13 protein-coding genes are annotated in these 12,531 nt (G+C 73.1%); 8 read left to right on the top strand and 5 right to left on the bottom strand.

From position 1 onward, the window contains the following. Position 1 precedes the first annotated feature (1 nt). Positions 2-505, top strand: a complete 504-nt coding sequence (locus VMV22_03655) for an NUDIX hydrolase (GenBank protein HUY21417.1) — start codon at positions 2-4, stop codon at positions 503-505. A 62-nt stretch (positions 506-567) separates the two neighbouring features. On the opposite strand, the gene VMV22_03650 is transcribed toward VMV22_03655, so the two are convergent. Then, entirely contained in the window at positions 568-2,235 is a 1,668-nt protein-coding gene (locus VMV22_03650) for an amidohydrolase family protein (GenBank protein ID HUY21416.1), read from the bottom strand. Between the two features lie 348 nt (positions 2,236-2,583). Continuing rightward, on the bottom strand, positions 2,584-3,402 hold the full coding sequence (locus VMV22_03645) for an SDR family NAD(P)-dependent oxidoreductase (GenBank protein HUY21415.1): 819 nt from the start codon (positions 3,400-3,402) through the stop codon (positions 2,584-2,586). A gap of 91 nt (positions 3,403-3,493) precedes the next feature. Between VMV22_03645 and VMV22_03640 the strand changes: the two genes are divergently transcribed. Next, on the top strand, positions 3,494-4,600 hold the full coding sequence (locus VMV22_03640; GenBank protein ID HUY21414.1) for an LLM class flavin-dependent oxidoreductase: 1,107 nt from the start codon (positions 3,494-3,496) through the stop codon (positions 4,598-4,600). A gap of 2 nt (positions 4,601-4,602) precedes the next feature. After that, complete coding sequence (locus tag VMV22_03635) at positions 4,603-5,574, top strand: alpha/beta hydrolase (GenBank protein HUY21413.1); 972 nt, start codon at positions 4,603-4,605, stop codon at positions 5,572-5,574. An 18-nt stretch (positions 5,575-5,592) separates the two neighbouring features. On the opposite strand, the gene VMV22_03630 is transcribed toward VMV22_03635, so the two are convergent. Next, positions 5,593-5,817: a DUF2277 domain-containing protein gene (locus VMV22_03630; protein HUY21412.1), complete on the bottom strand. Its 225-nt coding sequence runs from the start codon at positions 5,815-5,817 to the stop codon at positions 5,593-5,595. A 151-nt stretch (positions 5,818-5,968) separates the two neighbouring features. Here VMV22_03630 and VMV22_03625 point away from each other — a divergent pair, with 151 nt between their 5' ends. From VMV22_03625 to VMV22_03605, 5 genes are all read left to right on the top strand, one after another. Continuing rightward, on the top strand, positions 5,969-6,130 hold the full coding sequence (locus VMV22_03625; protein HUY21411.1) for a hypothetical protein: 162 nt from the start codon (positions 5,969-5,971) through the stop codon (positions 6,128-6,130). A 100-nt stretch (positions 6,131-6,230) separates the two neighbouring features. After that, complete coding sequence (locus VMV22_03620; protein ID HUY21410.1) at positions 6,231-6,428, top strand: hypothetical protein; 198 nt, start codon at positions 6,231-6,233, stop codon at positions 6,426-6,428. Between the two features lie 7 nt (positions 6,429-6,435). After that, positions 6,436-6,849 (top strand): nuclear transport factor 2 family protein, encoded by a 414-nt coding sequence (locus VMV22_03615; protein HUY21409.1) that lies wholly within the window; start codon positions 6,436-6,438, stop codon positions 6,847-6,849. An 80-nt stretch (positions 6,850-6,929) separates the two neighbouring features. Continuing rightward, complete coding sequence (locus tag VMV22_03610; protein HUY21408.1) at positions 6,930-7,721, top strand: PIG-L family deacetylase; 792 nt, start codon at positions 6,930-6,932, stop codon at positions 7,719-7,721. Between the two features lie 3 nt (positions 7,722-7,724). After that, entirely contained in the window at positions 7,725-8,954 is a 1,230-nt protein-coding gene (locus VMV22_03605) for an alcohol dehydrogenase catalytic domain-containing protein (protein HUY21407.1), read from the top strand. Positions 8,955-9,340: 386 nt separating this feature from the next. Here the strand turns inward: VMV22_03605 and lon are convergent, their stop codons facing one another. Together lon and VMV22_03595 are read right to left on the bottom strand one after the other, a co-directional pair. Next, positions 9,341-11,755, bottom strand: a complete 2,415-nt coding sequence (gene lon / locus VMV22_03600; protein ID HUY21406.1) for an endopeptidase La — start codon at positions 11,753-11,755, stop codon at positions 9,341-9,343. Between the two features lie 240 nt (positions 11,756-11,995). Then, positions 11,996-12,406 carry a hypothetical protein gene (locus VMV22_03595; protein ID HUY21405.1) on the bottom strand — a complete coding sequence of 137 codons (411 nt, stop codon included), beginning with the start codon at positions 12,404-12,406 and terminating at the stop codon, positions 11,996-11,998. Positions 12,407-12,531: the final 125 nt, after the last annotated feature.

Below are 12,531 nucleotides of genomic sequence, written 5' to 3'. Positions count from 1 at the left end.
CGTGACCGGCCCGCCCACCGGGGACACGACGGTCGAGGTCCCCCGCGTCCCCGCCTCGGCGGGGGCGCTCGTCTTCGACCGTCTCGGTCGGCTGCTCGTCCTGAAGCCCACCTACAAGAGCGCCTGGACGGTGCCCGGCGGCCAGATGGAGGCCGACGGCGAGACACCGTGGGAGGCGTGCCGGCGCGAGGTGCGAGAGGAGAGCGGCCTCGCCGTCGACGCCGGCCGGCTGGTGTGCGTCGACTTCCTCCGCCCCCGGCCCGGGAAGCCGGGCGGCATGCGCTTCCTGTTCGACTGCGGCGTCGTCGACGACCGGGCGCTCGGGGCCGTCGTCGTCCCGGCGGACGAGATCTCCGAGTACCGCCTCGTGCCCGTCGAGGAGGCGCTCTCCATGCTGAGCGGTCCCCTCCGACGCCGGGTCGGGGCGTCGATCGGGGCGTCCGGCTTCGTCTACCTCGAGGACGGCCGCCCCGTCGCCCGGGCCGACGGCGAAGAGGTCGGGTAGTCGAGGGGGAGGTCGACCGCAATGTCCGGCGGGCCCTGCGCCTGCGACCGGTGCAGCGCTGCTCAGCTCCGCAGCACGACGCCGGGGCGGGCGTCGAGTCCCTCGGGCGCGGGCTCGCCGTCGACCCTGATGGGCACGCCGTTCACGAGCACGTGGGTCATCCCGACGGGGCGGTCGGCGGTGAGCCGCTCGCCGTCGGCGGGGAAGTCGACGACGCGGCGCAAGGGCCCGGGCCCGACCACGGCGGGGTCGAAGACGCACAGGTCGGCGGCCTTGCCCACCTCGACGCTGCCCCGGTCCGACAGGCCGTACACCCCGGCGGGCTCGGCGGTCAGCTTGTGCACCGCCCGCTCGAGCGACATCACCCCCCTGTCGCGCACCCAGGTGCCGAGGAGGTCGGTGGCGAAGCACGCGTCGCACAGCTGCGAGACGTGCGCGCCCGAGTCGGCCAGGCCCAGCAGGACGTTGTCCCGGGGTAGGAGCCAGGCGATGCCCTCGGGGTCGTTGTTGGCGAGCACCGACCAGAACCGGGTCTTCAGGTCGTCGTCGAGGGAGATGTCGAGCACCACGTCGAGCGGCGTGCACCGGCGCTCGTCGGCCAGGTCCACGACGGTCCGGTCGACGAGGTCGGGATGCGAGGGCGACTCGGCCACCGACACCGACGGCCAGTTGAACGGAAGTCCGCCGCCGGCGCCGGAGAGCTCCTCCCAGCTGGCGGCGCGCCATGCCGGGTCGCGGTACGCGGCCGTGCGCGCGTCGTGGTCGAGGCCCATGAGCTTGGCGAAGCTGGGCCGCGCGTTGAGGGTGAAGGGCTCGGCCAGGTTCATCTGGAACACGAGTGGCCGGCACGACACCTGCGGCCACACCTCGACGCCGTCGAGCCGAGCGGCGTCGTTCTCGGCCACGACCTTCTCGTGGTACGGGTACCCCTTGACCGTGAGCAGTGCGGTCCAGGTGATGGGTCGGCCCACGAAGCGCTGCAGCTCGAACACCTCCCGGTTCTTGATGACGCCCCCAGGCAGCAGGGCGACGACTCCCCTGCCGGCGTCGCGCACCGGCGCCAGCAGGGCGCGCAGCTCGTCGAGGTCGGCCACGCGCGACGGCACGGGGCGGCCGCCGTCCCCGTTGTGGGTCGGCGAGGCGCTCGAGGCGAACCCCATGGCGCCGGCGGCCATCGACTCCGCCACCACCTCCTGCATACGCCCGAGCTCGGCGTCGGTGGCGGCGCGCTCGTAGGAGTCCTCGCCCATGACGTACATGCGCACCGCCGTGTGCCCCACGTAGCACCCGAAATTGAGCGCCGCCCCCCGGCGCTCGACGGCGTCGAGGTACTGGGGGAAGGTCTCGAACTCGTCCCAGGGCACCCCGACCGACAGTGTGTCGAGGCTCATGTCCTCGACGTGCTGCAGCGTGCGGGCCAGCAACGGAGCGAGATCCGCACGGATGGGCGCGATCGAGAAGCCGCAGTTGCCGGCGACCACGCTGGTCACGCCGTGGTACGACGACGGCGTCAGCCACGGGTCCCAGAACACCTGGGCGTCGTAGTGCGTGTGGATGTCGATGAACCCGGGTGCGACGACCTGGCCGGTGGCGTCGAGCTCGCGCTCGCCGCGCAGGCCGTCGCCGACGGCGACGATCCGGCCGCCGGCCACGGCCACGTCGGCCGGGCGGGCGGGTGCGCCGGTCCCGTCGATGAGCGAGCCCCCACGGATCACGATGTCGCCGTCCACCGCCGCCTCCTTGCGTCGATCCCGCCGGTTCCGGGCGGGCGGCCCCGGTCGGCGCGGGCACGCGGCACGGGGACGTCCCCTGCATCGTCGCAGACCTGACGGCCCGGTGCCGAGCGGTCCTACGGTCGGGACGTGCAGGTCATCGTCGTGACCGGGACCCGCCCCCGGTGTCGGCGGCGATCAGCCGGGGTCGCCGGCCGCCGGGGACATCTCCGCCACCGTGGACCATGCCGTTGCCGGGACCTCCATGTTCACGACGTCCGGGATGCCGGCCAGGAGCGGGGGCTGCATGGCGAGGGCCTTCTCCTGGACTTCACGACGATGAAGATCATCGACGACCTTCTCCGCTCATGCGTGCCCGTCGGGATCGGAGAGGCCGAGCATCTCGGTGACGCCGTGGTCGCGCCCGGCGGTGTAGCCACCGTCCACCACCAGGGCGTGCCCGGTGACGAACGAGGCGTCGGCGGACAGCAGGAACGCGGCCGCCGCGGCGATCTCGTCGGGTCGGCCGTAGCGGCCGAGCTTGTGCTCGCGCGTGATCTCCCGCCGCGCCCGCTCCATGCCCTCCATCCCGAAGATGGCCTGGGTCATGGGCGTGTCGATGAACCCGGGGCAGATCGTGTTGACCCTGATGCCCCGTCCCGCGTAGTCGATGGCCATGTTCTTCGTGAGGATGACGACCCCGCCCTTGGACGCGCTGTAGGCGCTCCCGCCCGCCGTCCCCTCGATGCCCTCGATGCTGGCGATGGTGACGACCGACCCCCGCTCCCCGTCGACCGGGTCCTGCCCGAGCATGCGGGTGATGGCGTGCTTGGCCGTCAGGAACGTGCCGAAGAGGTTCACCCCGACCACCCGGTTCCACTCGGCGGCGTCCACCATGTGGACCGCCCCGCCACCGGCCACCCCGGCCGCGTTGACGAGGCCGTCGACCCGGCCGAACAGACGGGCGGCCTCCTCCACCAGGGAGACCACCGAGGCCTCGTCGGTGACGTCGACGGGAGTGAAGGCCCACGCGCCACCGTCGGCGGCCGACGGGGCGTCGGCCCCGGGCGCCACGTCCGCGCCCAGCACGCCGGCGCCCTCCTCGAGGAGACGGGCCGCACAGGCCCGGCCGATGCCGGAAGCCGCCCCCGTGACGATCACGTTCTTGCCGGCCAGCCCCCGCATGCGCCCTCCCTGGTGTGTCGGTCCCGCCGGCGGTGTGTCGGTCCCGCGGGCGGTTTGTCGTCCGGTGGGCAGGATGATAGGACCCTGCCCCGTGCAGTTCGCCCTCTTCTACGAGATCCCGGTCCCCCAGCCATGGGGCCCCGACAGCGAGCACCGGGCCTACAAGAACGTCCTGGAGCAGGCCCTGGCGGGTGAGCGCTACGGGTGGGACGCCTTCTGGACGGTCGAGCACCACTTCCTCTCGGAGTTCTCGCACTGCTCGAACCCCGAGGTCCTCTACGGCGCCATCGCGGCCATGACCGAGCGCATCCGCATCGGCTACGGCGTGCGCCTCATGCCCGGCCCCTACAACCACCCCGTCCGCACGGCGGAGTCCGTGGCCGTGCTCGACCTGCTCTCCGACGGTCGCGTGGACCTCGGCACGGGCCGCTCCTCGACGCGTGCCGAGCTCGAAGGCTTCGGCGTCGACCCCGCCCAGACCCGCGCCATGTGGCAGGAGGCCATCGGCCACGTGGTGGGGTGCTGGACCAACGACGAGTACGAGTTCGCCGGCCAGCACTGGTCGATGCCCAAGCGCCGCGTGCACCCGAAGCCGCTGCAGCGCCCCCACCCGCCCATCTGGGGAGCCACCAGCAGCGAGGACGGGCACCGCCAGGTCGGCGCACTGGGCCTCGGGCTGTGCTCCTTCGCCGTGGGCGTCTCGCCGGCGGAGGTGAAGACGAAGGTCGACGTCTACCGCGAGGCCGTGGCGAACTGCACCGACCCGATCGGGGCCTTCGTGAACGACCGGGCGGCCACCTTCACCATGGCGCTGTGCGCGCCGGACAAGGCGGCCGCCTACGACATGGCCCGCGAGTCCTTTGAGTGGTACCCGAAGGCCGGCGCCCGCCACATCGCCTCGATGACCGACTGGATGAGCGAGCGCAACCAGGACCTCGGCTCCTACTCCTACGCAGCGGACATGAAGAGGATCGACGACGAGGGAGCCCTCGACCTGTTGACCCTGGAGTACCTGGTGGAGGCCAACGCCTGCGTGCTCGGCACGCCCGAGGACTGCATACGGACGTGCACCTTGTACGAGGAGGCCGGTATCGACCTGCTGCTCTGCCTCGTGAACCCGTACAAGGTTCCCCACGAGGCCGTCATGCAGACCATCGAGCTCATGGGGAAAGAGGTCATCCCCCACTTCCACCGCTGACGATGGCGCTCGACCCCGAGCTCGCCGAGGCCCTGGCCGCCTTCCCCGTCGGCATGGACCCCGGAGAGCACCTCCGGGACATGAACGTCGTCCGCCTCCTGCGCTCCACGACCGACCTCCTGGCGGCGACAGGTGGTTCGCTCCCCACCGACGAGCGCGTCTCGGTGACGGACCGCCCGGTCCCCGGCCCGGCCGGTGGCGGCGACGTGCCCGTCCGCGTGTACACGCCCGTAGGCCCGGTCGACACACCGCGCCCGGGGCTGGTGTTCTTCCACGGGGGCGCCTTCGTCCTGGGCGACACCCGCACCGAGGAGCTCCGCTGCCTGCGCTACGCGGCCGACGCCGGGTGCGTGGTGGTGTCGGTGGACTACCGCCTGGCGCCCGAGGACCCTTACCCGGCCGCCGTCGACGACTGCGTCGCCGCCCTCGGCTGGGCCGTGGCGCACGCCGGCGAGCTCGGGTTCGACCCCACCCGCACCGGGGTGGCGGGGAGCAGCGCCGGCGGGGCGCTGGCCGCGGCGGTGGCGTTGGCGGCACGCGACGCCGGCGGCCCGGCGCTCGCGTTCCAGCTCCTCAATTACCCCGTGATCGACGATCGCATGGACACGCCGTCCATGCGCGCCTTCGACACCACGCCACTGTGGACCAACCGCTCCAACGCGGACATGTGGGACCACTACCTCGGCGACGACGCGGCCCGCGGCGACGTCTCCCCCTACGCCGCCCCGGCCCGGGCGACCGACCTGTCGGGCCTGCCGCCGGCGTACGTCCTCACCGCCGAGCTCGACCCCCTGCGCGACGAGGGCATCGACTACGCCCGCCGGCTCATGCAGGCGGGCGTTCCCACGGAGCTGCACACCATCCCCGGAGCCTGCCACGGGTTCGACATCATCGCCCCCCAGAGCGCGCTCGGCCGGCGTGCCCTCGACGAACAGGTCGGCGCCCTCGTGCGCGCGCTGGGCGCCACCGCCTGATCCGCCTGATCGGGCGAATCAGGCGGGGCGGGCGGGGCGGGCGGACGCCCTCGACACGAGCCCGTCGAGCAGTTCCCTGGTGGCACCGGCGATCTCGTCGACGGCACGCTCGAAGACCTCCTGGTTGGCCCGCGACGGCGCCCGGTAGCCGCTCACCTTCCTGACGTACTGCAAGGCAGCGGCCCGTACGTCCGCGTCCGACGCCGGCTCGGGGTCCCGCAGGGTCACGATGCTTCTGCACATGCGACCACGGTGTCACACCGAGCCTGCGCTGTCAGGCGCCGGCCGGCCGCACGCTCGGGACGAAAGACCCGGGCCGGACGCACCAACGGCCCTGGAGCGGGCCACGTCCTCAGGCGCAAGGTGAACAAGGCCAGGCGATCAGGAGGCGGCGATGACCCCAGGACAGCGGTGCGACGAGATCATCAGGCTGATCGACGAGGCCATCGGCGGGCCGCCTGCACACGCCCCCGACGCCGGGTGGGACGTCCCGCAGCCGGGGCCCGACCGGCGCCGCTCGCAGGCTGCGGGGGCGGCCCGGCGCCCCGTTCGCTGAGCGCCGCCGGCGCCTCGTTCGCTGAGCGCCACCGGCGCCGGCTCACCCGCCGGCCCGGGCGGGGGCAAGATGGGGCCCCGGCCCGGACAGGAGGCGCGCGGTGACGGTGACGACTGCGGTGGACATCGGCCTCGTCCTCGACAGTCGCGACCCCGACGGGCTGGCGCCGTTCTGGGCGGCCGCGCTGGGCACCACGCGCCGCAGTCCCGACGTCGTGTCCTCGCACGGCTGCACCTGGAGCGTGATGGCCGACCCGGAGGGCAACGAATTCTGCCTGTGCAACACGGGGAGCTGTTGACGCCGTCATGGACGCCACCGACATGCTCGCCGTCCAGGACCTGTTGGCGCTCTACGGGCACATCGTCGACGACGCCGGCTGGGATCGCCTCGGCGAGGTGTTCGCGGCCGACGGCGAGTTCGACCTGCAGGCCTTCGGCCGGGGGACGGCGAAAGGCGAGGCCCAGCTGCGCGCCTGCTTCGAGAATCTCGACCACCCGGTGTCGCATCTCACGACCAACGTCGTCATCCGGGCCGACGCCGACGGCCGGGCGCGCGTCCGGTGCAAGTACCTCGTGGTCATGGGCGACGGGCGGACGCGCTCGGGCGAGTATCGCGACGTGGTCGTGCGCGGGGCCGACGGTTGGCGCTTGCAGCGGCGGACGGTCGTGCCCCGTCCGCCGGGTGCATCGCCGGGTGGCGACCGGCCGCTCTCGAGCTGACCTCGGCCGACCGGCCGCCACGAGCTGACCGCGGCCGACCGGCCGCCACGGGCCGACCGCGGCGCGCTACGGTCCGGTCCATGGCGTCGGACACGGGCAACGTCCAGGGGGTCTCCTGGGGTCTCGTCGAGCCCGGGGTGCTCGCCCGCATCCTGGTGGTGTCGCCCCATTTCGACGACGCCGTCCTCGGCGCCGCCCACCTGATCGACCGCCACCCGGGCACCACCGTCGTCACCGTCCTCGGCGGGCGGCCCCCCGCATACCCCGATGAGCCCACCTCGTGGGACGCCTGCGGCGGCTTCGAGGCCGGTGACGACGTGGTGGCGATGCGGCGCGAGGAGGACCGGGCCGCCATGGCGTACCTGGGGGCGACGCCGGTATGGCTCGAATTCGCCGACCACCAGTACCTCGCCAAGGACCTGCGGCCCCGGCCCGAGCAGGTGGCGCCCGCCCTCGAGCAGGCCATCGCCGGCGCCTCCCCCACGGCGGTCTTCCTCCCCATGGGCCTCGCCAACCCCGACCACGCGTTGACCCACGACGCCGGGCTCCTGGCGCGCGCCGCGCTCGCGGGTTCGGCGGCGCCGCCGGCGTGGTTCTTGTACGAGGACCACGGCTACAAGCACATCCCGGGCATCCTCGCCTGGCGGGTGGCCAAGCTGTTCCTGAGCGGCCTGTGGCCCACACCGGCGGTCGTGCCCGTCGACCCCGACATGGCGCGCAAGCGCGCCGCCATCGAGTTCTACAAGAGCCAGGTCGCGCCCTTGCAGCGCGATCACGCCTTGGGGGAGCGGCTCGATGCGAACGTCCCCGAGCAGTTCTGGCGGCTCGCCCCACCCCCGGCGGGGTGGGAACGGCTCACGGACATGGTCTGAGCGGTGAAGGGTCTCCTCTACGGCGTGCGGCCCGAGCCGTGGACGCCGCCCGACGACACCAACCCGCTGCTCATGGGACTGGCCCGGACCCCCATGAAGCTCGTCGACCTCGAGCAGCCCCGGCCCGAGCGCCCGGGATGGGCCATGGCCAAGACCCGCATGACGGGGATCTGCGGTTCCGAGGCCAAACAGGTCTTCATGGATTTCGGCGAGGGCAATTCGGACAGCCCGCTGTCGAACCTCTTCACGTTCCCCACCGTCCTCGGCCACGAGGTGGTGGCCGACGTGGCCGAGGTCGGCCCCGGGGCCGAGAGCCTCGAGGTCGGCCGGCGCGTCGTCCTCAACCCGTGGTTGTCGTGCGGGCCCCGCGGCATCGACCCGGTGTGCCCGTCGTGCGCGGCCGGTGACTACAGCCTCTGTTGGCACTTCACCGAGGGGAGCCTGGCGGCGGGCATCCACACCGGGACGTGCAAGGACGCGCCGGGAGGGTTCGCCGAGTACTTCCCCGCCCACCACTCCATGCTCATCCCCGTCCCCGACGGGGTCCCCGACGAGGTCGCCGTCTTCGCCGACCCGTTCGCGGTCTCGTTGCACTCGGTGACGCGCCATCCACCGGCGCCCGGCGGCCGCGCCCTCGTCTACGGCGCCGGGGCCCTCGGCACGACCGCCACCGCCATCCTCCGGACGCTGTACCCCGACGTCGAGGTGGCGGTGGTGGCGCGCTTCGAGGCGCAGGCGGCGCTGGCCCGGCGCCTGGGGGCGACGGTGTTCACGCCCGAGCCCCGCCAGGCGCTCATCGAGGCGGTGGCCGATTGGTCCGGTGGCGTGCTCCGACCCGTGGGCGAGGGCCTGCCCATGGCACACCCCGGCGGCATCGACGTCGTCTACGATACCATCGGCAAGCCGGAGACCTTCGAGGTCGGCGTCCGCCTGTTGAAGGCCCGGGGGACGCTCGTGAAGAGCGGGGTCCACGCGCCGGCGCGCTGGGAGTACTCACCGCTCTACTTCAAGGAGATCACCTGGGTCGGCTCCAACGCCTTCGGCGTCGAGGAGGTCGACGGCGTGCGCAAGCACGGCATCACCCACTTCCTCGACCTGGCCGCCCAGGGACGTGTGGACCTGACGGGCCTGCTCACCCACACCTTCCGGCTCGAGGACTGGCGCGAGGCCTTCTCGGTGCTGGCGGACCAGGGCACGAGCGGCGCCATCAAGGTGGCCTTCGACCTCCGCTGAACCGCCGGCCCCGCGCCTCTCGACGGCGACCAGGCGCCCGGTCCCGCCCAGCCGGGCGGCTCCGGCCGGAAACGCCCGGCTGGCGCGAGGACCCGGGACCGCCGCAAGTCAACATCGGGTGACACCCTGACGTGGCGACGGGTTGTCACCACGGGTGGACACTTCCGCGGCCGACGCCCGGGCGGCATCGCGCGTGAACGACGCGCACGCGGGTCCGGAGATATCCGCACGACATCCACAACGCTGTGGATTATCGGTGCACGCCGTGTGGGTATCGCCGTGCCTGGGGACGGGCGCACGCTGAACGCCGTGTGACCGATCGGTGACAGGCAGACGGCACGGCGCGCCGGCATCGCCGACGCGCCGTGTCGGGTCGACGGCCGTCCTCAGGCGGCGACGGGGCTCCCGTCCCCACACGCCGGCGCGCCGGACGCGCCGGACGCGCCGGCCCCGGAGGATGGCGCGGGCACAACGGCATCGTCGGCCAGCGCCGCGGTCAGCACGTCGTCCACGGTCTCGGCGAGATGGAACGTGACCTCGTTGCGCACGCTCTCGGGCACGTCCTCGAGGTCGGGCCCGTTGCGCACGGGCAGGACGACGTGGGTGAGCCCGGCGCGGTGCGCGGCGAGCACTTTCTGCTTCACACCGCCGATGGGCAGCACCCGGCCCTGCAGCGTGACCTCGCCGGTCATGCCGACCGTGGCGTGCACGGGCCGGTCACGCAGCAGGCTCACGAGCGCCGTCGTCATGGTGACGCCGGCCGACGGCCCGTCCTTCGGCACCGCGCCCGCGGGCACGTGCAGATGGAAGCGCTTGCCGGTGAACGCGCCCGGGTCGATGCCGAGCTCGGTGGCGTGCGACCGCACGTAGGACAGCGCTATCTCCGCCGACTCCTTCATGACGTCACCGAGCTGGCCCGTGAGGGTCAGGCCCTCGGTCCCGTCCATGACGGTGGCCTCGACGAACAACACGTCGCCGCCCGTGCCCGTCACCGCCAGGCCGGTGGCGACACCGGGCAGGCTGGTGCGGTCGGCGGCCTCGAAGAAGAAGCGCGGGCGACCGAGCCAGGACCGGACGTCGCCGGCGTCGACCACGACCGGTACGGACACCGCGCCCGACGCCAGCTTGGTGGCGACCTTGCGCAGGAGGCGGCCGATCTCACGCTCGAGGTTGCGCACGCCGGCCTCGCGCGTGTAGTCGGCCGAGATCGTCCGAAGCGCGTCGTCGGACACCTCGACCTCGTCCGCCCGCAGCGCGGTGCGCTCGAGCTGGCGGCGCAGGAGGTGGTGGCGTGCGATGGTCACCTTTTCGTCCTCGGTGTAGCCGTCGAGCCGGATGACCTCCATGCGGTCGAGCAGCGGGCCCGGGATCGTCTCGGCCACGTTGGCGGTGGCCAGGAACAGGACCTTGGACAGGTCGAGCTCCACCTCGAGGTAGTGGTCCCGGAACGTGTGGTTCTGGGCCGGGTCCAGGACCTCGAGCAGGGCCGAGGACGGGTCCCCCCGGTAGTCGGCGCCGAGCTTGTCGACCTCGTCCAGCACGATGACGGGGTTCATCGTCCCCGCCTCGCGCAGGGCCCGGACCAGGCGGCCCGGCTGCGCGCCCACGTAGGTGCGGCGGTGGCCACGGATCTCGGCCTCGTCGCGCACGCCGCCGAGGGCCACGCGCACGAACGAGCGTCCGAGCGCACGCGCCACCGACTCGCCGAGCGAGGTCTTGCCCACGCCCGGGGGGCCGACGAGCGCCAGGATGGCACCCGAGCCGCGCGGCCCGACCGACGTCAGCCCGCGCTCGGCGCGCAGCTTGCGCACGGCGAGGTGTTCCAGGATGCGCTCCTTCACGTCGGTGAGCCCGTCGTGGTCCTCGTCGAGGATCGCCGCGGCGACCTCGACGTCGAGGCTGTCGTCGGACTGCACCCCCCACGGCAGCTCGAGGATGGTGTCCAGCCACGTGCGGATCCACCCGTGCTCGGGGCTCTGCTCGCTGGTGCGCTCGAGCTTGTCGACCTCGCGCAGCACCGCCGTCCGCACGGCGTCGGGCAGGTCGCGCGCCTCCACCTTCGTGCGGTAGTCGTCGACGGTGCCCTCGTCGGTGGAGCCGTCGATCTCGTTGAGCTCCTTGCGGATGGCCTCGAGCTGGCGGCGCAGGAGGAACTCGCGTTGCGTCTTCTCCATACCCTCTTCGACGTCGGTCTTGATCTGCTCGCGCAGCGTCAGGTCGGCGAGGGTCTCGCGGGCCCAGCCGAGGACGAGGCGCAGGCGCGCCTCGAGGTCGACGGTCTCGAGCACCTCGACCTTCTGGGCGAGGCTCAGGTCCGGGGAGTAGCCCGACAGATCCGCGATCTGCGACGCGTCCGTGACGTCGCGCAGGCGCTCCGCCATGCGGCGCGCCCCCCTCGTCAGGAGGATGTTCTCCAGCACGGCCCGGTACTCGCGGGCCAGCTCCATGGCGGCGGGCGTCTCGGGGGCGTCGGCCACCGGGTCGACCTGGACCCACAGGGCCTGGCCGGTGCCGGGGACGGCGGTGCCGATGGCGGCGCGGCGCACGCCGCTCACCACCATGGCGAGGGGGCCGCCGGGCAGCTCCCCCACCTCGAGGATCGAGGCGATGACCCCCACCGCGGCGTACCGGCCGTCGATGTGGGGCACGAGGACGAGCTCACCGCCCACCGAGCCGGCGGCGTCGGCCGCCGCCTTGGCCTCGTCGGTCTCGAGGGCCATCGTGAACACCATGCCCGGGAGCACCACGCCCGAGGTCAGGGGCAGCAGCGGCAGCGTCCGGTTCAGCTCTGTCATGGTCATGTCGGTCCTTCTCCCGCCCGGCCACGCCCGGGGAGGGCGCGCCTGAATCGTTGCAATCACAACCAATCGGAGGGTACCGGGATTCCCGGTCGGATCGACCGGGGCCGGGGGCCGGGGGCCGAGGGCCGGGGCCGATCCGGCGCCGGGGGACCGGATCGGGCCGAGGGCCGGGGCCGATCCGGGGCCGAGGTCGGGACGGGAGGCAGGTCGGGGCCGGCCCACGGCCGGCCCGGGCGAGCGTCAGTCCGTGGGACGGGGGGCGTCGTCGACGGTCAGGTGGGCGGCCACGAAGAGCTTGCCGTCGACGTGCACGGGTTGGAGCCGGCCCACGATGGGGACGATTTCACCCTCCGCCGTCTCGGCCTCGGGGTACAGACCCGGGTCCATCTCGCGGTCGCGGGGCTCGACCAGGTAGCCGCGCCGGTAGGCCTGGTGGCCCCAGCGCTTGCCCGAGGGGACGAGCATCTCGACGAACTCGCCGGCGATGTCGGCGCTCTCCATCTTGAACAGCGCCTCGGCGGCCTTGTTCATCCCGAGGACGACCCCCTGGAAGTCCACGATCACGACGACCTGCTCGTTGCTCGCGTACTCGGGGACAGCCGCGAGGACCTCGTCGGGGATCTCCAGGGAGGGCATGTCGGAGGTGCTCAAGGCGGCGGGCTCCTGGTCTCGGCGGGCCCCGGGCCCGTGTGGCCCCGGTGGAGCCCGACGGTACCCGCCTGCGCCGCCCGCGTGCACCAACGGACGGGGGGCGGACGACCGCCCCGGCCGGCGCC

It is taken from the genome of Acidimicrobiales bacterium (assembly GCA_035531755.1).
Classification (GTDB): domain Bacteria; phylum Actinomycetota; class Acidimicrobiia; order Acidimicrobiales; family UBA8190; genus DATKSK01.
Note: the sequence above shows the minus strand (reverse complement) of the source record. Positions and strands in the feature narration are given on the sequence as shown.

What these genes read in the sequence shown, in the direction of transcription:
- VMV22_03645 (HUY21415.1), bottom strand. Translation starts at nt 3,402, where the DNA reads ATGCGGGGGCTGGCCGGCAAGAACGTGATCGTCACGGGGGCGGCTTCC.
- VMV22_03635 (HUY21413.1), top strand. Translation starts at nt 4,603, where the DNA reads ATGGCGCTCGACCCCGAGCTCGCCGAGGCCCTGGCCGCCTTCCCCGTC.
- VMV22_03630 (HUY21412.1), bottom strand. Translation starts at nt 5,817, where the DNA reads ATGTGCAGAAGCATCGTGACCCTGCGGGACCCCGAGCCGGCGTCGGAC.
- VMV22_03625 (HUY21411.1), top strand. Translation starts at nt 5,969, where the DNA reads ATGACCCCAGGACAGCGGTGCGACGAGATCATCAGGCTGATCGACGAG.
- VMV22_03615 (HUY21409.1), top strand. Translation starts at nt 6,436, where the DNA reads ATGGACGCCACCGACATGCTCGCCGTCCAGGACCTGTTGGCGCTCTAC.
- VMV22_03610 (HUY21408.1), top strand. Translation starts at nt 6,930, where the DNA reads ATGGCGTCGGACACGGGCAACGTCCAGGGGGTCTCCTGGGGTCTCGTC.
- lon (HUY21406.1), bottom strand. Translation starts at nt 11,755, where the DNA reads ATGACCATGACAGAGCTGAACCGGACGCTGCCGCTGCTGCCCCTGACC.